This is a genomic window from Staphylococcus argenteus, from assembly GCF_000236925.1.
Classification (GTDB): Bacteria; Bacillota; Bacilli; order Staphylococcales; family Staphylococcaceae; genus Staphylococcus; species Staphylococcus argenteus.
Map to the genome: position 1 here is coordinate 1,927,256 of NC_016941.1, position 26,144 is coordinate 1,953,399.

General features: G+C 32.6%; 21 protein-coding genes and 1 pseudogene. 5 read left to right on the top strand and 17 right to left on the bottom strand.

Annotated elements, in window-relative coordinates; all coding sequences use genetic code 11:
* Window positions 1–86: 86 nt before the first annotated feature.
* From SAMSHR1132_RS09280 to gatC, 5 genes and pseudogenes are all read right to left on the bottom strand, one after another.
* Complete coding sequence (locus SAMSHR1132_RS09280) at window positions 87–1,028, bottom strand: diacylglycerol kinase (RefSeq protein WP_001231453.1); 942 nt, start codon at window positions 1,026–1,028, stop codon at window positions 87–89.
* A 304-nt stretch (window positions 1,029–1,332) separates the two neighbouring features.
* A pseudogene (locus SAMSHR1132_RS14450) lies at window positions 1,333–1,398 on the bottom strand (hypothetical protein); the annotation flags it as partial.
* Between the two features lie 84 nt (window positions 1,399–1,482).
* Window positions 1,483–2,910, bottom strand: a complete 1,428-nt coding sequence (gene gatB / locus SAMSHR1132_RS09290; RefSeq protein WP_000545367.1) for an Asp-tRNA(Asn)/Glu-tRNA(Gln) amidotransferase subunit GatB — start codon at window positions 2,908–2,910, stop codon at window positions 1,483–1,485.
* A gap of 12 nt (window positions 2,911–2,922) precedes the next feature.
* On the bottom strand, window positions 2,923–4,380 hold the full coding sequence (gatA, locus tag SAMSHR1132_RS09295; RefSeq protein WP_000027931.1) for an Asp-tRNA(Asn)/Glu-tRNA(Gln) amidotransferase subunit GatA: 1,458 nt from the start codon (window positions 4,378–4,380) through the stop codon (window positions 2,923–2,925).
* A gap of 1 nt (window position 4,381) precedes the next feature.
* Entirely contained in the window at window positions 4,382–4,684 is a 303-nt protein-coding gene (gene gatC / locus SAMSHR1132_RS09300) for an Asp-tRNA(Asn)/Glu-tRNA(Gln) amidotransferase subunit GatC (RefSeq protein ID WP_000170162.1), read from the bottom strand.
* A 368-nt stretch (window positions 4,685–5,052) separates the two neighbouring features.
* Between gatC and putP the strand changes: the two genes are divergently transcribed.
* Window positions 5,053–6,591, top strand: coding sequence for a sodium/proline symporter PutP (putP, locus tag SAMSHR1132_RS09305; RefSeq protein ID WP_000957028.1), 1,539 nt, complete (start codon window positions 5,053–5,055; stop codon window positions 6,589–6,591).
* A 147-nt stretch (window positions 6,592–6,738) separates the two neighbouring features.
* Here the strand turns inward: putP and SAMSHR1132_RS09310 are convergent, their stop codons facing one another.
* The 10 genes from SAMSHR1132_RS09310 to SAMSHR1132_RS09355 all read right to left on the bottom strand — a co-directional run bounded on the left by SAMSHR1132_RS09310 (window position 6,739) and on the right by SAMSHR1132_RS09355 (window position 18,573).
* Window positions 6,739–7,938: a CamS family sex pheromone protein gene (locus SAMSHR1132_RS09310; RefSeq protein ID WP_000831689.1), complete on the bottom strand. Its 1,200-nt coding sequence runs from the start codon at window positions 7,936–7,938 to the stop codon at window positions 6,739–6,741.
* Window positions 7,939–7,950: 12 nt separating this feature from the next.
* Entirely contained in the window at window positions 7,951–9,954 is a 2,004-nt protein-coding gene (gene ligA / locus SAMSHR1132_RS09315) for an NAD-dependent DNA ligase LigA (RefSeq protein ID WP_000774586.1), read from the bottom strand.
* Between the two features lie 3 nt (window positions 9,955–9,957).
* On the bottom strand, window positions 9,958–12,150 hold the full coding sequence (pcrA, locus tag SAMSHR1132_RS09320; protein WP_000992932.1) for a DNA helicase PcrA: 2,193 nt from the start codon (window positions 12,148–12,150) through the stop codon (window positions 9,958–9,960).
* Window positions 12,147–12,839 carry a heptaprenylglyceryl phosphate synthase gene (gene pcrB / locus SAMSHR1132_RS09325; protein WP_000272059.1) on the bottom strand — a complete coding sequence of 231 codons (693 nt, stop codon included), beginning with the start codon at window positions 12,837–12,839 and terminating at the stop codon, window positions 12,147–12,149. The genes pcrA and pcrB overlap by 4 nt, the downstream gene beginning before the upstream one ends.
* Window positions 12,840–13,010: 171 nt before the next feature.
* Entirely contained in the window at window positions 13,011–13,313 is a 303-nt protein-coding gene (locus SAMSHR1132_RS09330) for a YerC/YecD family TrpR-related protein (protein ID WP_001165363.1), read from the bottom strand.
* Window positions 13,314–13,420: 107 nt separating this feature from the next.
* Complete coding sequence (gene purB, locus SAMSHR1132_RS09335) at window positions 13,421–14,719, bottom strand: adenylosuccinate lyase (RefSeq protein ID WP_000572884.1); 1,299 nt, start codon at window positions 14,717–14,719, stop codon at window positions 13,421–13,423.
* Between the two features lie 526 nt (window positions 14,720–15,245).
* Window positions 15,246–15,419, bottom strand: a complete 174-nt coding sequence (locus SAMSHR1132_RS09340; RefSeq protein WP_000669793.1) for an NETI motif-containing protein — start codon at window positions 15,417–15,419, stop codon at window positions 15,246–15,248.
* Entirely contained in the window at window positions 15,400–16,002 is a 603-nt protein-coding gene (locus tag SAMSHR1132_RS09345) for a DUF2179 domain-containing protein (protein ID WP_000011540.1), read from the bottom strand. Before SAMSHR1132_RS09345 ends, SAMSHR1132_RS09340 begins: the two co-directional genes overlap by 20 nt.
* 287 nt (window positions 16,003–16,289) lie before the next feature.
* A complete protein-coding gene (gene nadE, locus SAMSHR1132_RS09350) occupies window positions 16,290–17,111 on the bottom strand; it encodes an ammonia-dependent NAD(+) synthetase (RefSeq protein ID WP_000164016.1) in 822 nt (273 codons plus the stop codon).
* Entirely contained in the window at window positions 17,104–18,573 is a 1,470-nt protein-coding gene (locus tag SAMSHR1132_RS09355) for a nicotinate phosphoribosyltransferase (protein ID WP_000284444.1), read from the bottom strand. Before SAMSHR1132_RS09355 ends, nadE begins: the two co-directional genes overlap by 8 nt.
* Before the next feature lie 183 nt (window positions 18,574–18,756).
* Here SAMSHR1132_RS09355 and SAMSHR1132_RS09360 point away from each other — a divergent pair, with 183 nt between their 5' ends.
* Both SAMSHR1132_RS09360 and SAMSHR1132_RS09365 read left to right on the top strand, forming a co-directional pair.
* Complete coding sequence (locus tag SAMSHR1132_RS09360; protein ID WP_000897630.1) at window positions 18,757–19,833, top strand: nitric oxide synthase oxygenase; 1,077 nt, start codon at window positions 18,757–18,759, stop codon at window positions 19,831–19,833.
* 19 nt (window positions 19,834–19,852) lie between these two features.
* The gene (locus SAMSHR1132_RS09365; protein WP_001177834.1) at window positions 19,853–20,647 is read left to right on the top strand and encodes a prephenate dehydratase; all 795 of its coding nucleotides are present in this window, start codon (window positions 19,853–19,855) and stop codon (window positions 20,645–20,647) included.
* 169 nt (window positions 20,648–20,816) lie between these two features.
* Here SAMSHR1132_RS09365 and SAMSHR1132_RS09370 read toward each other — a convergent pair whose 3' ends face one another.
* Window positions 20,817–22,379, bottom strand: a complete 1,563-nt coding sequence (locus SAMSHR1132_RS09370) for an SLC13 family permease (protein ID WP_000323176.1) — start codon at window positions 22,377–22,379, stop codon at window positions 20,817–20,819.
* Window positions 22,380–22,579: 200 nt separating this feature from the next.
* Window positions 22,580–23,677 carry a glycosyl hydrolase family 28-related protein gene (locus tag SAMSHR1132_RS09375; RefSeq protein ID WP_000547878.1) on the bottom strand — a complete coding sequence of 366 codons (1,098 nt, stop codon included), beginning with the start codon at window positions 23,675–23,677 and terminating at the stop codon, window positions 22,580–22,582.
* Window positions 23,678–24,052: 375 nt separating this feature from the next.
* On the opposite strand from SAMSHR1132_RS09375, the gene SAMSHR1132_RS09380 reads away from it, so the two are divergent.
* Both SAMSHR1132_RS09380 and SAMSHR1132_RS09385 read left to right on the top strand, forming a co-directional pair.
* A complete protein-coding gene (locus tag SAMSHR1132_RS09380; RefSeq protein ID WP_000149689.1) occupies window positions 24,053–24,613 on the top strand; it encodes a cysteine hydrolase family protein in 561 nt (186 codons plus the stop codon).
* 52 nt (window positions 24,614–24,665) lie between these two features.
* Window positions 24,666–25,595: a manganese-dependent inorganic pyrophosphatase gene (locus SAMSHR1132_RS09385; RefSeq protein WP_001140874.1), complete on the top strand. Its 930-nt coding sequence runs from the start codon at window positions 24,666–24,668 to the stop codon at window positions 25,593–25,595.
* Window positions 25,596–26,144 lie beyond the last annotated feature (549 nt).

Genomic DNA, 26,144 nt, shown 5'->3' on the forward strand with positions numbered 1-26,144 from the left:
AATTTTACCTCCAAAATGAACAGGTTAGGAATATATTTATGTGCTTCCTAACCTGTTATCATTTAATTAAATACTTCGATTTATTCTTAAATTAACTTTTCATCAACGTGATCATTATTTATCAATTCTTCATTAACAATATCATTTGGTGCAAAAACATCAATATGACGTTCTAAATTCAAGAAATTAGCTGGTAATTTTCCACCATACTCACCATCTACATTTAACTGTAAATCTGTAAATGAAGAAATATTAATTGCTTTGGCCTTTTCGTATATAACTTTTGGATGTTTTGTATGTTCACCTCGTGAAGCTAATGTCATAATATGTCCTAGTTCTGCAAGATTTGATTTTTCAACAATAATTAAAGTAAAGTACCCATCATCCAATTTCGCATCTGGCACTAATTTTTCAAAACCTGCCATTGAATTTGTCAGACCTAAAAAGAATAATAAAGCTTCTCCTTGGAAAACATTGCCATCATATTCAATTCTTAAATCAACAGCTTTCATTTGAGGTAACATTTCGAAACCTTTAATGTAATATGCAAAAGGACCAACGATTGATTTCAACTTACTTGGGGTTTCGTATGAGACTTGAGTCAATTGTCCACCAGCAGCTAAATTGATGAAGTAACGATTATTCATTTTACCTATATCTACTTTAGTAGAATGACCTTCAATGATGACGTCTAAAGCACCCATAATGTCGTTAGGTATATGTAAAGCACGTCCAAAATCATTTACTGTTCCCATAGGAATAACACCTAATTTAGGACGATTTGGTTTCTCTGCAATGCCATTAACTACTTCGTTTAATGTACCGTCTCCACCGGCAGCGATAATTATATCGTAGTTTTGATGCATAGCTCTTTCTGCTTCTAGTGTGGCATCACCTATTTTTTCGGTTGCATATGCACTCGTTTCATATCCCGCTTTTTCTAATTTTATTAAGGCATCAGGTAAATCTCTTTTAAATTGTTCTTTGCCTGATGTCGGGTTATAAATGATTCTTGCACGTTTCCTCATATCTTATCCCTCTACTTAAAATTCATATATTTTATATTAATTGATCTTTTATACGATAAAGGTATATACCATATACTTGTATACTTAGTGTGATTTCAACACACTTTTTTACCTTTATAAACGCTTATGCTTCGTTCACGACATATCTTTATGTACTTGGGCTACTATAAACATTGTCCAAGTAATGTAATATCGACTATATTTTGATTGTCATTTTTGATATTCTCTCTTAAAAATGAAGTTGTAAATATAAAGTTGTCTTTATACAAAAATGTTTTATACCTTTATATTATACAGTTTGCCTTTATATAATTAAAGCTAACGCATTAATAAAATTAATATTTTTAGTAATCATATGAACTATGAATAATCGATTAAACTATATCATTTTTTGATAGCTATGAAGAAACCCTTGATTGCAGCGATTTCTGCAATCAAGGGTTGTTATTTAACATTATCTTTTATCTAATTCTTGTTTTAATAGTTGATTTACTAATTGAGGGTTAGCTTGACCTTTTGAAGCTTTCATAATTTGACCAACTAAGAAGCCCATAGCTTTACCTTTACCATTTTTGTAATCTTCAACTGATTGTTCATTATTATCTAATGCTTCATTTACAAATTTTAAAAGTGTTGCTTCGTCAGAAATTTGAACTAAGCCATTGTCTTCCATAATTTGTTTAGCATTTCCACCTTTTGCTGCTAACTCTGGGAAGACTTTCTTAGCAATTTTACTACTCATTGTTCCATCTTCGATAAGTTTAATCATACCAGCTAGATTTTCAGGTGTAAGTTTAGTATCTAATAACTCTACTTGGTTTTTGTTTAAATACTCATTTACGCCACCCATTAACCAGTTTGATGTTAATTTAACATCAGCACCGTGTTCAATTGTTGACTCAAAGAAATCAGACATTTCCTTAGTCAAAGTTAAAACATGTGCATCATATGCAGGTAAGCCTAGTTCATTTACATATTTAGCTTTACGCTCGTCTGGTAATTCAGGAATTGTTTGACGAACTCGTTCTTTCCAAGCTTCATCAATATACAAAGGTACGATATCTGGTTCTGGGAAGTAACGATAATCATCAGAACCTTCTTTTACACGCATTAAAATTGTTTTACCAGTAGACTCATCAAATCGACGTGTTTCTTGTCCGATTTCTCCACCATTTAACAATTCTTCTTCTTGGCGTTTTTCTTCATATTCTAATCCTTTTCTCACAAAGTTAAATGAGTTCAAGTTTTTCAATTCGGCTTTTGTACCAAATTTCTCTTGACCATATGGTCGTAATGAAATATTAGCATCACAACGTAAAGATCCTTCTTCCATCTTAACGTCAGATACGCCTGTATATTGAATAATTGAACGTAACTTTTCTAAATAAGCATACGCTTCTTTAGGAGAACGAATATCGGGTTCAGATACGATTTCAATTAATGGTGTACCTTGTCGGTTCAAATCAACTAATGAATACTCACCTTTATGAGTTGATTTACCCGCATCTTCTTCCATATGAAGACGTGTAATACCGATACGTTTTGTCTCACCATCTACTTCAATATCAATGTAACCATTTTCACCTATTGGTTGATCAAATTGTGAAATTTGATATGCTTTCGGATTATCTGGATAGAAATAGTTTTTACGGTCAAATTTTGATTCTGTCGCAATTTCCATATTTAGTGCCATTGCTGCACGCATTGCCCAGTCTACTGCACGTTTATTAACAACTGGTAAGACACCTGGATATGCTAAGTCGATAACATTTGTATTTGAGTTAGGTTCTGCCCCAAAATGTGCTGGTGATGGTGAAAACATTTTTGAGTCCGTTTTTAACTCAACGTGAACTTCAAGTCCTATTACTGTTTCAAAATGCATGATTTCCACTCCTTATAATTTTTCATAAACGTCATGTAAATTGTATTGTGTTTCATATTGATAAGCGACACGATATAACGTTTTTTCATCGAATGGTTTACCAATGAATTGTAAACCGATTGGTCGGCCATTTGATTGTCCACAAGGAACAGAAATACCAGGTAATCCAGCTAAGTTTACTGGTGTTGTTAATAAATCATTGGCATACATTGTCAATGGATCATCAATTTCTTCGCCTAAGTTGAATGCAGTTGTAGGTGTTGTTGGACCAACTACTACATCATAATTTTCGAATACTTTATCAAAATCATTTTTGATTAATGTTCTAACTTTTTGAGATTTTTTATAGTATGCATCGTAATATCCTGAACTTAATGCAAATGTACCTAAGAAAATACGACGTTTAACTTCTTTACCAAAACCTTCAGATCTTGACATTTTATATAATTCTTCTAAAGAATGTGCATCTTTAGAGTGATATCCATAACGGATACCATCAAAACGTGAAAGATTTGATGAAGCTTCTGATGACGCGATAACATAGTAAGATGGGATACCAAATTTTGTATTTGGTAATGATACTTCTTCTACAATAGCGCCTAAAGACTTTAATGTATCTACAGCATTATTAACTGCTTCTTTAACATCTGCTGCTACACCTTCACCTAAATATTCTTTAGGTAATGCAACTTTTAGCCCTTTAATATCTTTACCGATATCAGATGTAAAATCTACATCTTCAACAGGTGCACTTGTAGAATCATTTGCGTCTAAGCCTGAAATTGCTTCTAATACTAATGCATTATCTTTTACATTACGTGTTAATGGCCCAATTTGATCTAGTGAAGATGCGAAAGCAACTAATCCAAATCGAGATACGCGACCATAAGTTGGTTTCATACCAACAATACCGCAATATGCTGCTGGTTGTCTGATTGAACCACCAGTATCTGATCCTAAACTAAATGGTACTAAGCCTGCTGCAACCGCTGCTGCAGATCCACCTGACGAACCACCAGGTACAGCTTTATGATCAAATGGGTTAACTGTCTTTTTGAAATATGATGTTTCAGTTGAACCACCCATTGCGAACTCATCCATATTTAATTTACCGATCAAAACAGCATTTTCACCATGTAATTTTTCCATTACAGTTGATTCATAAATTGGTACAAAGCCTTCTAACATTTTACTTGCACAAGTTGTTTCTAAACCATTAGTAATAATGTTATCTTTTATCCCCATTGGAATACCAAATAATTTGCCATCCATTTGGTCCTTAGCTTGTAATTCATCTAACTCTTGTGCTTTTTTCATCGCATTTTCTTTATCTAATGCTAAAAATGACTTGATTGTTGGATCAGTCTCTTCAATTGCATCATATATATCTTTAACAACATCAGATGGTTTAATTTTTTTGTTTTTAATTAAAGTTAATAAATTCTCAACCGATTCGTAACGAATACTCATCTTACGCGTCCTCCTCATTCATGATTGTAGGCACTTTAAATTGTCCATCTTCTGTTTCTTTGGCATTTTTCAAAGCTAACTCTTGCGGAATACCTTTGATTGCTTTATCTTCACGTAAAACGTTTTGTAAATCTAAAACGTGATATGTAGGTTCTACGCCTTCTGTATCTGCGCTATCATTTTGTTTTGCAAAATCTAAAATACTTTCTAATGTGTTGGCCATTTCTTCCGTTTCTTCAGGAGAAATTTGAAGTCGTGCAAGATTTGCAATATGCTCAACTTCTTCACGTGTTACTTTTGTCATTAATAAAAGCCTCCTTTTATTCATTCATCACTAAATTGTATCAAATTTCCAATTAAAAATCTAAGTATTTATGAGATTCAGCTATAAATTTATACAATCTGTATAGGTTTACTCACTCATCAGAAGTTCACTTTTTCCAAGCATTTAAACTCACTTTATATTCTGAACATATGAAATCAATATTATGTTTATGCAATAAAAATCATAAAAATTTGCTTAAGCGCAAATTATACGTAAGCGTTTTCTTTGTTGCTACAAAAGTATTTTCAAATGAATAAATTTAATTTTCCTACTTTTCTAAACATTTATCTTTATGTATAATGTTTTCAAGTAACTAAATTATAAATTAAATAAAGGGAGTGTTTATCATGCTTACAATGGGGACAGCATTAAGCCAACAAGTTGATGCCAATTGGCAAACTTATATAATGATTGGCGTTTACTTTTTAATACTTATTGTTATAGGTTTTTATGGTTATAAACAAGCAACCGGCAACTTAAGTGAGTATATGTTAGGCGGACGTAGTATTGGCCCATACATCACTGCTTTGTCAGCTGGTGCATCAGATATGAGTGGTTGGATGATTATGGGGCTTCCAGGCTCAGTATATAGTACTGGTCTTTCAGCAATGTGGATTACAATCGGTTTAACATTAGGTGCTTACATTAACTATTTCGTTGTTGCACCTAGGCTTCGTGTTTATACTGAATTAGCTGGAGATGCCATTACGTTACCTGATTTCTTTAAAAACCGCTTAAACGATAAAAATAATATTCTTAAAATCATTTCCGGATTAATTATTGTTGTATTCTTTACGTTATATACACATTCTGGTTTTGTATCAGGTGGTAAATTATTTGAAAGTGCCTTTGGTTTAGACTACCATTTTGGGTTAATTTTGGTTGCTTTCATTGTTATTTTCTATACGTTTTTTGGTGGTTATTTAGCTGTGTCAATTACGGATTTCTTCCAAGGTGTCATTATGTTAATTGCGATGGTTATGGTCCCTATTGTTGCTATGATGAACTTAAATGGTTGGGGTACGTTTCATGATGTAGCTGCTATGAAACCTACTAATTTAAATTTATTTAAAGGCCTATCATTCATAGGTATTATTTCACTATTTTCATGGGGATTAGGTTATTTCGGTCAACCTCATATTATAGTAAGATTTATGTCTATTAAGTCACATAAAATGTTACCAAAAGCTAGACGTTTAGGAATTAGCTGGATGGCAGTTGGTCTATTAGGTGCAGTTGCTGTTGGCTTAACTGGTATCGCGTTTGTACCTGCTTACCATATTAAATTAGAAGATCCAGAAACATTATTTATAGTAATGAGCCAAGTACTCTTCCATCCGCTTGTTGGCGGTTTCTTACTAGCTGCAATTTTAGCAGCAATTATGAGTACAATTTCTTCACAATTACTTGTAACGTCAAGCTCATTAACAGAAGATTTTTATAAATTAATTCGTGGTGAAGAAAAAGCAAAAACGCATCAAAAAGAATTCGTCATGGTTGGACGATTATCAGTATTAGTTGTAGCTATTGTTGCAATTTCTATTGCTTGGAATCCAAATGACACAATTTTAAACCTAGTTGGTAATGCGTGGGCAGGATTCGGTGCATCATTCAGTCCACTTGTATTATTCTCACTTTATTGGAAAGGTTTAACACGTGCAGGTGCTGTAAGTGGTATGGTTTCAGGTGCTCTTGTTGTTATTATTTGGATTGCATGGATTAAACCATTGGCACATATCAATGAAATCTTTGGTTTATACGAAATCATTCCAGGCTTTATTGTAAGTGTTATTGTTACTTATGTTGTAAGTAAACTTACTAAAAAACCAGGTGCATTTGTTGAGACAGATTTAAATAAAGTTAGAGATATCGTTCGAGAAAAATAAGTCATACGTTTAATTGGAGTCAGACAGAAATGATATTTTCCAAAAATTATTTCATTATCTCACTTTGATTTTTCATTATAAAAAAGGTACTACTGTTAATCACAATACTGATTAGCAATAGTACCTTTTATTTATATGTTTTAGTAATTAATTACTATAAATATGAACTTGTGGTTCTTTGTCATCTTTTGTTTTACTAATTAAAGCACGTGGTTGATTACCATCTTTAATTCGAATCTCATAGTTATCAATTTTATCGAAGTATTTATTAGCCTGTTCAGTCACATACTGTGTAATACCAATCGTTTCAGCTTGTCCATAATAATCTATTGGTAAATCTACGACTAAATGCTGAGGTTTCTTATCAACAAATTTAACTTTCCCTACCGCTTGTGTGAAATTTGAAAAATAAGACTGCAAGTTATCATTAAACTGTTTAAAGTTATTATTTAAATTCTCATCATAGTCTGCTGCTGTTGATGAAGGCAATAATGCTGATTTTTCATTGATGTTATGCCATTCATTAAGTTTAGTTTGACTCTTTTCAGCAGTCGCTTGCGTAATAAATTCACCTGGTGTTATTGAATCTTCACTTGATTGTTTATAAATCGCAAAATGAATCGGGATATCTTTTAAATCATCATTTTCACGTAGTCTAGATAATATCTCGCTAGCCATTTGTTTTCCTTGCTTTTTAACTTCACTATCATCTAATTTCTTACTAAATGTTGGTCCATCTTTTTCTTTTTTATAATAGTAAACGCTATTCATGGCTAAACCAATCGTCATACCTTTAATATTTTTACCTTTCGTATCTCCACCACCATAAAAATCTTGTTCTAAAATGTTAGATAAATACGCAGGCGATTTTTCTGCAATTTTTTCAGGATTTGTTTCACCTTCATGAGATGGATTTAGACCTAAGTTTTCATTTGCTTTCTTATCTTTTTTATCTTTCTCAGACATTTTATCAATTTCTTGTTTAGTATACTTAGGATCTAAATAAGCATTAATTGTTTTCTTATCTAAAAATTGACCATCTTGGTATAAATATTTATCTGTTGGAAAAACCTCTTTACTTAAGTTCAATAAGCCATCTTCAAAGTCGCCACCATTATAACTATTCGCCATGTTATCTTGTAAAAGCCCTCTTGCCTGACTTTCTTTAAACGGTAATAATGTACGATAGTTATCACCTTGTACATTTTTATCAGTGGCAATTTCTTTTACTTGATTTGAACTATTGTTATGCTTTTTGTTATCTTTTCCAGCTTGGTCATCTTTATGATTTCCACAAGCAGCGAGTATAAAGATTGCTGTAATCAATAATACTAATGTACGCTTCATCGACATACCCCTCTAACTATTTAATTCATTTTGCTTATCTACAAATTGTTGTTCTGTCCAAATTTCAATACCTAAATTTTGTGCTTTAGTTAATTTTGATCCTGCATCTTCACCAGCGATGACAACATCTGTATTTTTAGTTACACTGCTCGTTACTTTAGCACCTTGTGCTGTAAGCCATTTAGAAGCTTCTGTTCGTGTCATTTGGTGTAGTTTACCAGTCAGTACCATTGTTTTACCACTAAATTCAGGATGTCCTTCAATGTCAGAAGTTTTTATACCTTTGTAATCCATATTAACATGTTTATCTTTTAATTTTTGAATTAAAGCACGAATATCTTCGTTTTCTAAATAAGTAACTACAGATTGTGCTAATTTGTCACCAATATCATGAATTTCAACTAATTCTTCTTCAGTGACAGTAAGTAATCGATCCATCGTTTCATATTTTTCTGCTAATACTTGACTTGCTTTAACCCCTAAATGCCTAATACCTAAACCAAACAATAAATGTTCAAGTGAATTTGATTTAGCTTGTTGAATTGCTGCCAACAAATTGTCAACTTTTTTCTGTCCCATTCTTTCTAGAGGAAGCAAGTCTTCTTCTGTTAAATAGAAAATGTCAGCTACATCTTTAATTAACTCATTTTGATATAGTTGCTGAATAATTTTAGTACCTAAGCCATCAATATTCATAGCCTGTCTTGATACAAAATGAATTAAGCCTTCAACAAGTTGCGCTTGGCATTTTGGATTAATACAGCGAAGCGCAACTTCACCTTCAATGCGCACCAATTCATGTCCGCAACTTGGGCAATGTGTTGGCATATGATAAGTGACTGCATCATCAGGGCGACGATCTGGAATGCTTCTCACAACTTCAGGAATAATGTCCCCTGCTTTTTTTACAACTACACTATCTCCAATACGAATGTCTCTATCATGAATTAAATCTTCATTGTGTAATGACGCCCTTGAAACAGTAGTTCCAGCTACTTTTACAGGTTCTAGTATAGCTGTTGGTGTCACCACACCTGTTCGTCCAATACTTAATTCAATATCTAATAATTTAGTTACAACTTCCTCAGCAGGAAATTTATAGGCAATGGCCCATCTAGGTGATTTTTGTGTAAATCCCATTTCGTCTTGTTGATCTAAATCATTAACCTTTATCACAATGCCATCAATATCATACGGCAATGATTCTCTTTGGCTCGTCCATTTTTCAATATATTCTAAAACGCCATCAATATCACTAACACGTTCACGATTTTTATTTGTTTTAAAACCTAATTTATCTAATTCATCTAAAGCATCACTTTGTGAACTTGCATCAAAGTCAGTGAAGTCATTCACGCTATAAATAAATACACTTAATTTTCGTTTTGCAGTAAGTTTGGAATCTAACTGTCTTAAAGAACCAGCCGCAGCATTTCTAGGATTTGCAAACAATTGCTCTCCATTTTTCTCTTTTTCCTCATTTAAATGTAAAAATGAGCGTCTTGGCATATATGCCTCTCCACGTACTTCTACATTTAAAGGCTCTTTCATTTTTAAAGGAATAGCATGAATCGTCTTTAAATTTTCAGTGATATCTTCACCTGTTGTACCATCACCACGAGTTAATCCTTGTACAAAATAACCATTTACATACTTTAATGATACAGCTAATCCATCGATTTTCAATTCGCACATATATTCAACACTACCAATTTGTTCACGTATACGTTGATCAAATTTTCTTAAATCTTCTTCATTGAAAGCATTCCCTAAACTAAGCATAGGCGTATCATGATTAACTTTATTAAAAGAGGCTTGGGCTTCGCCACCAACTCTAACTGTTGGCGAATCTACAGTTTTATATTCAGGATGTTCCTCTTCAATTTGAATAAGTTCATGTAATAATTTGTCATATTCACTATCTGGCACAGATGGATTATCCTGTACATAATACTCGTAACTGTATTGATTTAATAAATCATGTAGCTCGTTAACACGAGACGTTAAATCAGCCATCCCTTAATCCTCCTTTTTTTCAATTGGGGCAAATTGTGCTAGTAAACGTTTTGGTCCTTGTGATTTAAAAATAATATCCAATTCAATAGAGCCATTTTTCTCATTCACATTGCTAACCATGCCTTCTCCCCAGGCCTTATGCATTACTTTGTCACCAACATTCCAATCAGATGACGATACTTGTTTTTTCGTTGACGTTGTTCGTTGACTAAATCCACGCTTCGCAAATGGTTTTGATTTCGGTTGAATCGTTTGTCGTTTTGAAGTTGAATGATTTTCTAAAAGTGATTCTGGAATCTCTTTTAAAAATCTTGATGGCATATTTGACTGCGGACGACCAAATAACATTCTAGATGTCGCATGTGTGATATATAATATTTCTTCTGCTCTAGTTATTGCCACATAACAAATACGTCGCTCTTCTTGCATTTCATGATCATCTTCACTCTTAATCGCTCTTATGTGCGGGAATAATGATTCTTCCATACCCATTATAAATACGATTGGAAATTCCAATCCTTTTGCAGAGTGCATAGTCATTAATGTTACGCCACTTTCAGTATCTGCCTCATCAATATCTGCTACTAGTGATAAATCAGTTAAAAAGTTAATAAGCGATTGTTCTTCTAATGGGGTATTTTCTTCATAATCTTGTGGAACTGACATAAATTCATCGATATTTTCTAATCTACTTCTAGATTCAAGTGTATTTTCACGTTCAAGCATCTCTCGATAACCTGATTTTTGTAAAACTTCATCAACTATTTCATGAATTTCTAAAAATTCTTGCTCTTTTATCAAATTTTGAATTAATTCGTAAAAATTCAGGCACTCTTGTGTGACCTTTTTAGATAATCCTATAAAATCAGCTTCTCCAAGTGCATCAAACATACTGATATTATTTTGAACGGCGTAATTTTGAATTTTTTCAACCGATGATGGCCCAACTCCACGTTTTGGAACATTTATAATACGTTGCAAACTTATATCATCATTACTATTAGCAATCATACGCAAATAACTAAGTAAATCTTTGATTTCCTTACGATCATAGAACTTTTGACCACCAACCATAGTGTACGGAATATTTGATTTCATAAATGTTTCTTCAAGCACACGTGATTGTGCATTCGTTCTATATAAAATTGCCATTTCTTGATATTTTTTACCATTACGCTGATGTTTCATAATTTCACGTACAACATATTCCGCTTCATCACGTTCTGTCATTGCTTCATAGTAGTGGATTTTCTCACCACTTGTATTGGCAGTCCATAGCCCTTTTGGCTTACGCTCAGAGTTGTTTTTAATCACTTCGTTTGCTGCATTTAAAATTGTTTTTGTTGAACGATAATTTTGCTCTAAAAAGATTGTTTTCGCTTCTGGATAATCTTCTTCAAAAGATAAAATGTTTTGAATATCAGCACCACGCCAGCCATAGATTGATTGATCTGAATCACCTACAACACATAAATTTTTAAATTTACTAGCTAATAACTTAACTAATGTGTATTGTGCCTTATTCGTATCTTGGTATTCATCTACATGTATATACTGGAATTTATTTTGATAATATTCTAGTACGTCTGGTACACGCTCAAATAAATTAATGGTTGTCATGATTAGATCATCAAAATCTAATGCTTCATTACGTGATAATTGTCTTTGGTAACCTCTATAAACAGTAGCAACCATTTGTGAATGATAGTCTGTTGCTTCTTTTTGAGCATCTTCAGGTGTTTTAAGTTCATTTTTTAAATTACTAATAGCACCAATAAACATACGTGGTTCAAATTTTTTACTGTCGATATTTTCATTTTTTAAAACGTCTTTAATGACAGATTTTTGGTCAGTAGGATCAATTATCGTAAAGTTACGTTCAATTCCGATTCGATCTGCATCACGACGCAATATACGAACACACATAGAGTGAAATGTTGACATCCAAATCACTTCTGCTTGATCTCCTACTAGTTTTTGAACACGTTCTTTCATTTCTCTTGCAGCTTTATTAGTAAAAGTAATTGCTAATACATTGTATGGTGAGACATCTTTTTCGTCTAATAAATAAGCAATTCGATGTGTTAAAACACGTGTTTTCCCTGAACCAGCACCTGCCATAATTAACAATGGTCCTTCAGTTGTTTTTACAGCTTCACTTTGTTCTGTATTCATATGATTTAATAACGCATTCATTTACTAGACTCCTTTATTTTCACTGTTTTTAATGCTTTTTTTATATCTTTATAAATAATATCCCCGACGATAATTGTATCTGCAATGGATGCCATTTCTATAGCTTGTTGTTCCGATGAAATACCGCCACCATAAAAAAGTTGGGTTTCTGTTATATGTTCTGCAGCAGCTTTTACCATAGCAACATCGCCATATTCACCGCTATATTCTATATACATAACAGGTAGACGATACATATAGTTTGCCATCTGAGCATATGCTTCAATATCCTCTGTCGATAAATTTGTGTTTGCTTTGGTATATTTTGCGACTTTACTTTCAGGATTACAAACAACATATCCTTCAAATACTACTTCTTCAAAATCAATACTATGCCCGAATGTTTTAAGTGCATGTAGTAATGTGCCATTATGAAATGTCACATCTGTACTATTCAAAACTGTTGGCACAAAATAAAAATCAAAGCCAGGCATAACACTTTCAAGATTTGAAATTTCAAGCGCTAATGGTAATGGATACCTTCTTACTCTACTCATTAAATGAATAACATTATCTTCTGTAACGTCATCTGTTCCACCAATCATGATTGCATCTGTTTGAGACATACAAATTGCATCTAAATCATCATCCGATATGTGTTTTGCTGGGTCTAATTTAAAAATATGGCGCCATTTTTTAATGTCATACATTTTCCGAAACTCCTTTTTTAACATACATATGATTATAGCATTTTTGAGTGTCTAGTTCTAAAGACTTAACATGATTTTTATAGTCTTTTTCTCTACAAATTTTTTCGTGAAAAAACAATGATTATCCACCTTGATGCAAAAGATAGATAACCATTGTTCGTTGTTCATTTATTATTCATTTGTTTCAATATTCATACGATCCAAAATCATAGTGTAAGCATCATTACCCCATTGCAATGAACGCTTCACTCTAGAAATCGTTGCCGTTGACGCCCCAGATTCTTGTTCAATTGTTGCATAGGTATAACCTTGCTTAATCATTTTTGCAACTTGTAATCTTTGAGACAGTGATTGAATTTCATTTACAGTACACAAATCATCGAAAAATTGGTAACACTCTTCTCTATTCTCCAACGTTAGTATTGCATCAAACAATTCATCTAACGCTGCACCACGTAATTTTTCAATTTGCATATCGAAACAACCCCTATAATTTTATTCTTTATGTCATTTTAACGCATTAATTTGCTAAAGTGTAGCAATTTATACTTATGTTCGGGTCAATATCGTCACTTCATCAATTATTCTGATAATCCTGCACGTTCAAAAATAGTATCAACTTGATTCAAGTGATGTTTAGGATCGAAGCATTCATCTAACTCTTCTTTTGATAAAACGTTTGTAATTGTATCATCTTGTTCAATTAATTCACGGAAAGGTGTTTTTGTTTCCCATGATATCATAGCTTTTGGTTGTACTTTATCATAAGCTTCTTCACGAACCATACCTTTATTAATCAATGCAAGTAACACTCGTTGTGAGAAAATCAAACCGAAAGTTTTATCAATATTATTACGCATATTATCTTCAAATACTGTTAAACGGTCCACAATGTTAGTGAAACGATTCAATGCATAATCTAATGCTATTGTAACATCTGGCAACATAATTCGCTCAGCTGAAGAATGAGATATATCTCTTTCATGCCATAATGGTACATTTTCATATGCTGTTGTAATATATCCACGAATCACTCTTGAAATACCAGTTATATTTTCAGAACCAATCGGATTTCGTTTATGCGGCATTGCTGATGATCCTTTTTGACCTTTTGCAAAAGCTTCTTCCACTTCTCTAGTTTCTGTTTTTTGAAGGTTACGAATTTCTACTGCAAATTTTTCTAAAGACGTCGCAATTAATGCTAATGTCGCAATGTAATAAGCATGTCGGTCACGTTGTAATGTTTGCGTTGAAACAGGGGCTGTTCCAATTCCTAAATGTTTACATACATAACTTTCAATTTCAGGTGGAATATTAGCAAATGTACCTACTGCCCCACTCATTTTACCTACTTCGATTTCTTTTCTAACTTGTTTAAAACGTTTTAAGTTACGTTGCATTTCTGTATACCATAAAGCCATTTTAACACCAAATGTTGTTGGTTCTGCATGAACACCATGCGTACGACCCATCATTAATGTATATTTATAATTTTTCGCTTTTTCAGCTAGAACTTCGATAAATCTTTCTAAATCTTTTTCGATAATGTCATTCGCTTGTTTAATAACAAAACTCAAAGCTGTATCTACAACATCAGTAGAAGTTAAACCATAATGTACCCACTTACGTTCTTCCCCTAGTGTTTCAGAAACTTGTCTAGTAAAAGCTACAACATCATGGCGAGTTTCTTGCTCAATTTCTTGAGCACGTTCGACATTTACTTTTGCATTTTGGCGAATTTTTTGTACATCTTCTTTAGGAATATGACCTAATTCACTCCATGCTTCACATGCTAAAATTTCCACTTCTAACCATGCTTCATAGCGATTTTGATCAGTCCAAATATTAGACATTTCTTCTCTAGAATAACGTTCAATCATTTTTTTAACTCCTATCGTATGTATACTCAGATTTTTATAAAAACAGAACATTTATCGTCATAAGATGTGTAATGTTCGTTTTCAACTCTACTCTTCACAGTTTAACAGAATTGGTTATAAATGTATAAAAAATTTCCGTATATTCTCATTTTATTTTATTTTTTAGATTAATACAATTATCTATGACAGATTGATGCTGATTTCTAAATTGTAATTGTTCGCAACACCTTAATCTAGATTATATTCTCATCCATTATTCGTATTATTTCTAATTTATCATCACACATAGGCGCATTAACTCCTTTAATTATATGTTTTGTCACTTTTATTTCTAGAGATAATTACGTTTTTGCGTATTAAAAAGTCAGGAATTTTACCTTCCCATCATGAAAGATAACGAACCACTTTTTATTCTAATTGAATGACACTGCTACAAGTAAAAATAAAAAAGCTATTCAAAGTATAATTACTCAAACTTTGAATAGCCATTTCCACTTTAATTAATCATTATTTAAAGTGGATCATGTTATTGAATTTTCTTTCCGACAAAAATGATTTCTTGATGTGACACTTCAATTGTTCCATCTTTTTGTTCTTGAAACACAGGTTTTTCAAGACGTTTTACAGGCATATATCCTTCCTTTTTCATTCGTGCTAAACAATCAGTAATAGTTTCATTATCAGCTACTTTGAATTTCATGTTCTACAACACTTTCTAGTTCTTCTGGTTGATAATTTTTAAGTTTTCTACGACGAATGCCTTTTGTCCAGAAACCACCATGGATATTTCTTGGTTCATACGCAATGATAAATGCTTTTGGATCCAAATTTTTAATCGTATCCATTAATTTACGTTCATATTTTCTTGGTGTCAGAATTTGCATTACCATTCGACTACCATCTCGTCCAAATGCAGCATAGTGTGTAACGCCATACCCTAAATTTCTTAATTCATTTGGTAAATCAAGCTCGTATTCTGCCGATGTTACATTTACTACTGTATAACCAAGTGCAAGTTTTTCTTCAATTTTCATCCCAACAATGATACCAATTGAAAAGCCAAATGCATATGCAATTATATTTTGGATGTGATCTAAATTAGACATTACTAATCCTAGACCAACGATATAAATCAATACTTCTAAAAAACTTACTGACGCTGCAATATAACGGTATCCTTTCAACGTTAAAATTGTTCGCATCGTTAAAAACGTTACATAACAAACGTTAATGATAAATATAGTTAATACCATTAACCATGGATTTTCTGTTACGAATGACATAAGACGCCACACTCTCTTTCAATTACACTTTAATTTTCAATCCGCTTCAATCTAATCATAATGAATGCATATTAATATAATATAGTACGAAATCTCTAAGAAATAAATAGTGAATTAAGCTTATTTTAGATTTATACTTAAAATTATTTCAGTTAGCTTTATATGCACATTTCACAGATTTGAATTAAAAATTTTTTATTTAAGATCTTCATTTTTGCCTCTTTTATTATTTGATTCAATCATTTAGCTAAATATACAATTACCTCTACCTAATAAAAGTCTTGCATTTATGCTTTTGGCCATGTGTATCTTGTATATGCTAATTCACGTTTATGCGCATTTCGAACATAATGATTTTCAATCACTTTTTGGTCTTCAGGTGCAACTGGTTTTCCTTCTAAGTAATCATCAATTGCTTCATAAGTCACTCCTAATGCTTCTTCATCAGGAAGTTGCGGCTTGTCATCTTCTAAATCTGCCGTTGGTGTTTTTTCGTATAATTGTTTTGGCGCGCCTAAGTATTCTAATAATTGACGTCCTTGTCGTTTATTCAAACCAAATATAGGTGCTATATCTGCAGCTCCATCCCCATATTTCGTGTAAAAACCTGTAATATTTTCTGCTGAATGATCGGTTCCTACTACAATACCTTGACGATTTGATGCAATTGAAAATTGTACTTTCATACGTTCACGGGCTTTTTCATTTCCCTTTTGAAAATCTGTAAGTATAATACCGGCTTCTTTTAATGATTGAACACTTTGATCAACTGCAGGTTTAATATTTACTGTAACAATCTCGTCCGGATTAATAAACTTCAATGCTTGTTCAACTTCGTGTGCATCTTTTTGAACACCATAAGGTAACTTAACTGCTATAAACGTGCATTCAATACCCTCTTCACGTAATTCATTTACTGCCATTTGTACTAACTTTCCTACTAATGTTGAATCTTGTCCACCCGAAATACCTAATACCAGTGATTTAATAAATGAATGTGATTGAACATAGCTTTTTACAAATTGTTTTAATTCTGCAATTTCTTCAGCGCTATTAATACTTTTTTTCACTTTCATTTCTTCTACAATAACATCTTGTAATTTAGTCATTATCTTCTTCCATCTCCTTAACATGTTCCGCTACTTCGAAAATACGTTTATGTTTATTGTCCCAACAAGCCTTACTTAAATCTACTGGATACTCTTGTGGGTTTAAGAATCGTTTGTTTTCCTCCCAAATCAATTGTAAACCTTGAGTTAAATAATCTCGTGATTCATCTTCCGTCGGCATTTGATAAACTAATTTACCATTCTCATAAATATTATGATGTAAATCAATTGCTTCAAAAGATTTTATAAATTTCATTTTATAGGTATGAACTGGGTGAAATAGTTTTAACGGTTTTTCATCATATGGGTTTTCATGTTCTAAAGTAATATAGTCCCCTTCTGCTTTACCGGTTTTCTTATTTATGATGCGATACACTTTTTTCTTACCAGGCGTCGTAACTTTTTCTGCATTGTTTGATAATTTAATTCGATCGCTATATGTGCCATCTTCATTTTCAATCGCAACAAGTTTATATACTGCACCTAATGCTGGTTGGTCATATCCTGTAATCAATTTAGTACCAACACCCCATGAATCTACTTTAGCGCCTTGTGCTTTTAAACTTGTAATTGTCTCTTCATCTAAATCATTTGATGCAATAATTTTAGTATCAGTAAATCCTGCTTCATCAAGCATACGTCTTGCTTCTTTAGATAAATATGCAATATCTCCTGAGTCAAGTCGTATACCTACAAAGTTAATTTTATCACCTAATTCTTTAGCCACTTTAATTGCAGTTGGCACTCCTGATTTTAAAGTATGGAATGTATCTACTAAGAATACGCAATTTTTATGTCTTTCAGCATATTTTTTAAAAGCAGTATATTCATCTCCGTAAGTTTGTACAAATGCATGTGCATGTGTTCCCGAAACCGGTATACCAAATAGTTTCCCTGCTCTAACATTACTAGTAGAGTCAAATCCACCAATGTATGCAGCTCTAGCACCCCATAATGCAGCATCAATTTCTTGCGCACGACGTGTACCAAATTCCATTAAATTATCATTTGATGCAATTTGACGAATTCGACTTGCTTTTGTTGTAATTAAAGTATGGAAATTTACAATGTTTAACAAAATTGTTTCAATTAACTGTGCTTGAATTAATGGAGCCTCCACACGAAGTAATGGCTCATTACCAAAACATAATTCTCCTTCTTGCATTGAACGGATGCTACCTGTAAATTTTAAATCTTTTAAGTATGACAAGAAATCATCTTTATATCCGATAGATTTTAAATATTCTAAATCTGATTCTGAAAAACCAAAATGCTCTATAAAATCAATCACACGTTTTAAGCCATTAAAAACTGCATATCCACTGTTAAATGGCATTTTTCTAAAATATAAATCAAATACAGCCATTTTTTCATGTATATTATCATTCCAATAACTTTCAGCCATATTTATTTGATATAAATCATTATGTAGCATTAAACTGTCGTCTTTTAATTGGTACACTCGTATCTCTCCAATCGACCTAAATATTTTCTTACATTTTATCATAATTCAATTTTTAATATATAATAGAGTCCCTTATTTTACAGACTTCCTATCACAATCAAGCAACAATTTAATGACATATACATTATTTATACGAGTATTTTAAAAATGTAGATTATAATATAAAGTGAGGTGTTGTTAATGTTATTTAAAGAGGCTCAAGCTTTTATAGAAAACATGTATAAAGAATGTCATTACGAAGCGCAAATAATACATAAACGTTTACATGACATAGAACAAGAAATAAAAGAAACTGGGACATATACACATACAGAAGAAGAACTGGTTTATGGTGCTAAGATGGCTTGGCGTAATTCAAATCGTTGTATTGGACGCTTATTTTGGGATTCGCTCAATGTAGTTGATGCGAGAAATGTACAGGATGAACAATCATTTTTATCAACAATTATTAATCATATTACTCAAGCCACAAACAATGGTAAATTAAAGCCTTATATTACTATTTATGCACCAAATAATGGGCCGAAAATCTTCAACAATCAACTGATTCGCTATGCTGGCTATGACGCTTTAGGTGATCCTGCTGAAAAAGAAGTCACTCGCCTAGCGAATCATTTAGGTTGGAAAGGAAAAGGTACTAACTTTGATGTGTTACCACTAATTTATCAATTGCCTAATGAATCGGTTAAATTTTATGAGTATCCTAGTTCATTAATTAAAGAAGTTCCGATTGAGCATGATGGCTATCCTAAATTAAAAAATCTGAACTTAAAATGGTATGCAGTGCCTATTATTTCCAATATGGATTTAAAAATTGGCGGTATCGTATACCCTACTGCTCCTTTTAATGGTTGGTATATGGTAACAGAAATTGGCGTACGTAATTTTATTGATGACTACCGTTATAATTTACTAGAAAAAGTTGCAGATGCTTTTGAATTTGATACACTTAAAAATAATTCATTTAATAAAGATCGAGCACTTGTTGAACTGAACTATGCTGTATACCATTCTTTTAAAAAAGAAGGTGTATCCATTGTTGATCATTTAACTGCTGCGAAACAATTCGAATTATTCGAACGAAATGAAGCACAACAAGGACGTAAAGTAACCGGTAAATGGTCTTGGCTAGCGCCACCTTTGTCACCGACACTTACGTCAAATTATCATCATGGTTATGACAATACAGTTAGAGATCCAAACTTTTTCTATAAAAAGCAAGAATCACATACTAACCAGTGCCCTTTCCATCATTAAGTAGTATGAGGTGTAGCATATGCAATTATATTATTTAGGTCCTAAAGGAACATTTTCATATTTGGCTTGTCGACAATATTTTTCTGAAAATGAAGCAACTTTCCAACCGAAGTCAAACTTATTCGAAGTCATCAAATCAGTTGCAGATGATAATAACTCTGTTGGCGTTGTCCCTATAGAAAATTCTATTGAAGGGACGATTAATATCGTGGCAGATGCACTTGCCCAACAAGATGTCTTTGCACATGGTGAAATTCGTTTAGATATTAACTTTGCATTATATGGAAATGGTGTTGATACACTTTCTGACATTGAAAAAGTGTATTCCATTGCGCCAGCGATTAGTCAGACAACGAATTATTTACATCAGCATCAATTTGAGTACGATTATGCTGATAGTACCATTCAAAGTTTAGATAAAATAGAAAATGGCGTTGCAGCAATTGCACCTTTAGGTAGTGGCGAAGCATACGGCTATACCCCTATCGATACACATATTGAAGACTATCCACATAATGTGACTCGTTTTTTAGTCATTAAAAATAAGCAACAATTTGATCAAAATGCAACATCACTGATGTTTTTAATCACACCAATGTATGATAAACCTGGGTTATTAGCCAGTGTACTGAATACATTCGCTTTGTTTAATATTAATTTATCTTGGATCGAGTCTCGCCCATTAAAAACACAATTAGGTATGTATCGCTTTTTTGTTCAAGCTGACTCAGCAATTACAAAAGATATAACAAAAGTTATTACTATTTTAGAAACATTAGATTTCAAGGTAGAACTGATTGGCGCCTTTAATTAAACTTTATTTGCTAGGTTCTTCAATTTAAATAAAATAAAGAGTCAACCAAGGATTAAAATTAAAATCCATCCTTGGTTGACTTTCTTTTGTTTGCATTGGTTATAAATATTCTCAACTAGTACTTGCTCATGCTAATGTTACTTTTTAATTTTATTCTCAACTGCATTTGCTATTTCAAAGGCAATGGTTGATTTATATCAATACCTAAAACTATCGGCATGACATAATATACAACTAATATAATGATAATCGCACTAATTAAGTTTACCCAAAATCCTACTGATGCCATTTGTTTAATAGAAATTTTTCCAGATCCGAAGACGATGGCATTAGGCGGTGTTCCAACTGGTAACATGTAGGCACAATTGGCCGCCATCGCTGCTGGCGCCATTAATAACAACGGATGAACACCCACAGCTACAGATAATGTTGCTAAAATTGGTAAAATCATCGTTGCCGTAGCAGTATTAGATGTTACTTCAGTTAAAAATAAAACAAAAATAGTAATGACTATTACGATAATAATTGGGCTAACACCATTTAATGATTTCAACTGTTCACCTAACCATTTGGCTAAGCCACTTTCAGAAATCCCTTTTGCTAATGCTAGACCGCCACCAAATAAAATTAATACACCCCAAGGAAGTTCTTTTGCTACTTCCCAATCAATGATACGTCGATGTTTTTCAGTATTTTTAGCTGGAATTATAAATAATAATATTGAAATAAAAATAGCTATTGTACCGTCCGCTACAGCTGATGTAACTTCCCATTTTTTCAATAGAAATTCTCTTGTAATCCATAATAAACTCGCAAGGACAAAAATGGTTTGTACTACTTTTTCTTCATATTTCATCTTTCCAAGTTCTTCAAGCTTTTGTTTAATTAACGTCTGTCCGCCTGGCAAATATTTTAAATCATGTCTAAAAGCAACATATCTTAAGTAGAACCATGTAATACCTAATAAAATAATGACAGTTGGAATTCCTACAATCATCCATTTTGCAAAACTAATTTCATGTCCAAAATGTTGCATATATTGTCCTTTTAAAATAATTAGCGGCGGCGTTCCAATCAGCGTGCCCAATCCACCAATCGTACCGGCATAGCCAATTGCTAAAACTAATGACGTTTCAAACTTCTTAATACTTTCTTGATTCGTATTTGCTTCTTGCAAATCATGGGCCTCTTTAATTATTGCTAAACCGATGGGTATCATGATCATTACTGCAGCAGTATTTGATACAAACATGGATAAGAATCCCGTTGCAACCATAAATCCAAGTAAAATTTTCGAAGTGCTCGCACCAATTAAATTAATAATTGTTAAAGCTACTCTCGTATGTAAATTCCATCTTTCCATAGCAATCGCTAATATAAATCCACCTAAAAATAAAAAGATAATATCATTACCATATTCGGATGATACCTGTTCTGGTGTTAGTATGTGTCCCAATGGCAACAACACTATTGGCAATAAACTTGTCGCTGCGATTGGTATTGCTTCTGTAATCCACCATGTTGCAATCCATAATGTGATTGCTAATACGTAAACACCTTTCCAAGGTAAGTCTTGTGGATGAAAGAACACTAAAGTTAAAAGAAACAGCAATGGTCCTAATATTAGCCCAATAAGTTGTCCCATACTAAATGGTTTCTTTTTCTTTGATGTTGAAAAGAAAGTTAAATACCTTTTTGAAGTCGTTAATTGATATCGATTAAAATAAGCCATAAAATCCCCCCTCATTTGATTCTGACAAGCATAGCTAACCAACTTTAAAAACATACAGAAAGTTGTATAACTTGTATTATCATTACCGTCAAAATGCCCCTTTTATCAGATAATTGGGTTTATTATAGCATATTTATACCGTTTTATGAATGCGCTTTCATAAAAATTTTCTTCCTCTCAATCCTATTTTTATCTAATTTCTATTTTTTTATATCACTGACATTGATTGTCGTCACTTTAATATCCGCTTCAATTGAACTTAAAAACACTCTATCAATATCTTCTAAATGTATCGTTTGCAAGAGATTATTAAATTTATTACCTACTATTAGAACATCTTTATGTTTTACGTTATTGTAATTGCGCACGTGTATAGCATCTTTTTCCATTGGCCCTAAAAACTCATTCCCAATGATATTCATATTTATACCAGCCTGTGATCCTAAATCTTTTCCGGTTAATACATCCGCTGCATTTTTACCGTCCCTCACTCCTAGATATCTTATTCCACCTTGGCAATCAATAAATCTATTATTAATAATATACGTATCTTTGTATTTTAAAGGTGTCAATGCATAACCTTGTATACCTTCAAATGTATTATTAATAATGTGAACGTTATCGTAATAACAATTATGTCTACTCGCATGTGAGCCAATAGCCCGATTCCAGCTACCCATTTCAGATAATTCAGAAGGTCCAAAGTAACAATGATCAATTATGACATTTTTGGTAATCGTGCCATCTGTAGTTCCGAATTTTGGAAAAGCGCCAGGCACTTGAATATCTAGCTGTATCGCTTCAGAGTAAAAGCGTTCTCCACTATAATCTACGAATCCTTCAAACGAACAATCTTTGATATAAAGTCCATTAATACCACAAGCATCAAGAGCATGACCACTAACCACATTCTTAATTGTCACACCAATTAATTGAATGTCTTCCGCATGACCCATACACATAGCCGTGTTATTGTAAGGATAAGCCACACCATTCATATCAAACGTTCCTCCTTTAATATGAATATGGCTGTTACCGTTATAACCTCTATAAAATCCATATCTATGTCCATTCTTTAATAGCGTTCCAGAATTACAACGTCGTAATATCGTTTCATTTTCCAGCACTAATGTTGTATTACCGTATATCGTTAATGGTTTACAAATGTCATATGTTCCTTTTGGTATATACACCGTTGTCTGCTTGCGATAACCATAGTTTAATGCGCGTTGTATTGCTCGTGTATCTTTCTTTTTATTATGACCAGTTAATCCAAAATCTTTCGCATTAATATGCATAAATTGTCATCCTTTTTTATTTTCTAATTACTTCTTATATTATCCCATTATTTAAATTATAATCCTTCTAAATTTGATTAGATTCACGTACCAAATTTACTTATTTAAAATCCTCAGTATTCATATATCCATAGATTGTCACATTGTTATTTTAGCTACCTACTTGTCAAATCTAGTATTTGTGAATTTATTTTTTTAAATATAGTTCAAAAATATCCCATAATATTGAGTGATTGCGTTATTTACTCTTCCAAAAAAGTTGATTAATCTATATACTTAATCTATATTTATATATTAACCATTTGGGTTAAAAATTACTCTAGCATTTATGAATAGATGGGAGTTTATTTTATTATTATATAGGAGAGATTTTGAATGACACATCGCGCACTATTAGTTGTTGACTATTCATATGATTTTATCGCAGACGATGGCTTACTTACTTGTGGTAAACCTGGACAAAATATAGAAGATTTTATTGTTTCTCGTATCAATGATTTTAATTATTATCAAGACCATATATTCTTTTTAATGGATTTACATTATTTACATGACATTCATCATCCTGAAAGTAAATTATTCCCACCACACAATATAGTAGAAACTCGTGGCAGAGAATTATACGGTAAAGTTGGTAAATTATATGAAACAATCAAAGCGCAATCTAATGTACATTTCATTGATAAAACCCGCTATGATTCGTTCTTCGGTACCCCACTTGATAGTTTATTGAGAGAAAGAAGTATTAATCAAGTAGAAATCGTTGGCGTATGTACTGATATTTGCGTATTACACACAGCAATTTCTGCGTACAATTTAGGCTATAAAATTTCAGTACCTGCTGAGGGTGTAGCTTCATTTAATCAAAAAGGGCATGAATGGGCACTTGCACATTTCAAAAACTCATTAGGTGCAGAGGTAGAACAACACGTTTAAATCGTGCTAAAATAATTTTAAAGAATACAATATACAAGGGAGATATTTGACAATGGCTAAAACATATATTTTCGGACATAAAAATCCAGACACTGATGCAATTTCATCTGCGATTATTATGGCAGAATTTGAACAACTTAGAGGCAATTCAGGTGCTAAAGCATACCGCTTAGGTGATGTAAGCGCAGAAACACAATTCGCGTTAGATACATTTAATGTACCTGCTCCGGAATTACTAACTGATAATCTTGAAGGACAAGATGTTATCTTAGTTGACCACAATGAATTTCAACAAAGCTCTGATACAATTGCCGCTGCTACAATTAAGCATGTAATCGACCATCATAGAATTGCGAATTTCGAAACTGCTGGTCCTTTATGTTATCGTGCTGAACCTGTTGGTTGTACAGCTACAATCCTTTACAAAATGTTCAGAGAACGTGGCTTTGAAATTAAACCTGAAATTGCTGGTTTAATGTTATCAGCAATTATCTCAGATAGCTTACTTTTCAAATCACCAACATGTACACAACAAGATGTTAAAGCAGCTGAAGAGTTAAAAGATATCGCTAAAGTTGATATTCAAAAATACGGCTTAGATATGTTAAAAGCAGGCGCTTCAACAACTGACAAATCAGTTGAATTCTTATTAAATATGGATGCTAAATCATTCACTATGGGTGATTACGTGACACGTATTGCTCAAGTAAATGCAGTTGACCTTGACGAAGTGTTAAATCGCAAAGAAGATTTAGAACGAGAAATGCTTGCTGTTAGTGCTCAAGAAAAATACGACTTATTCGTACTTGTTGTAACTGATATTATTAATAGTGATTCTAAAATCTTAGTTGTAGGTGCTGAAAAAGATAAAGTCGGTGAAGCATTCAATGTTCAATTAGAAGATGATATGGCATTCTTATCTGGCGTTGTTTCTCGTAAAAAACAAATCGTACCTCAAATCACTGAAGCATTAACGAAATAAAGTCCATACGTAACTGCTCAATTCTTGACAGTATATAATTTAACAACAGTTCATTAAAGTAGATATAATTTTACTTTTAATGAACTGTTTTTTGTGTGTCGGAAAGTAATAGATTCTTTTTTAACGGGCTTGGGACAGAAATGATAAAGAACCATTAATGATTTATTATGTAGTGGTTCTTATACATTAGCCTCAGATAACGTGTTCTTAATTTACTACAAACATTAATTTTAACTTATGGAATGTAAGCTGACTTTCCGTCAGCTTCTATGTTGGGGCCCCGCCAACTTGCATTGTCTGTAAAAATTGGGATCTAATTTCTCTATATTGGGGCCCCGATTAGTATTGAAGAAGCATATTACAAGGGCATTCTCATTCATTCAACTACTGCCAATATGACATTATAGTGCCTAGGACATGGATTTATATTTCAGACTCTTCAGATCACGCAGACTCTTCAAATCACGAACTAATTGTAATTTCAACTATCCCGTGATATTAACTCTAGCACTACTTCTTGACCTTGCCGAATATAATATATGGTAATTT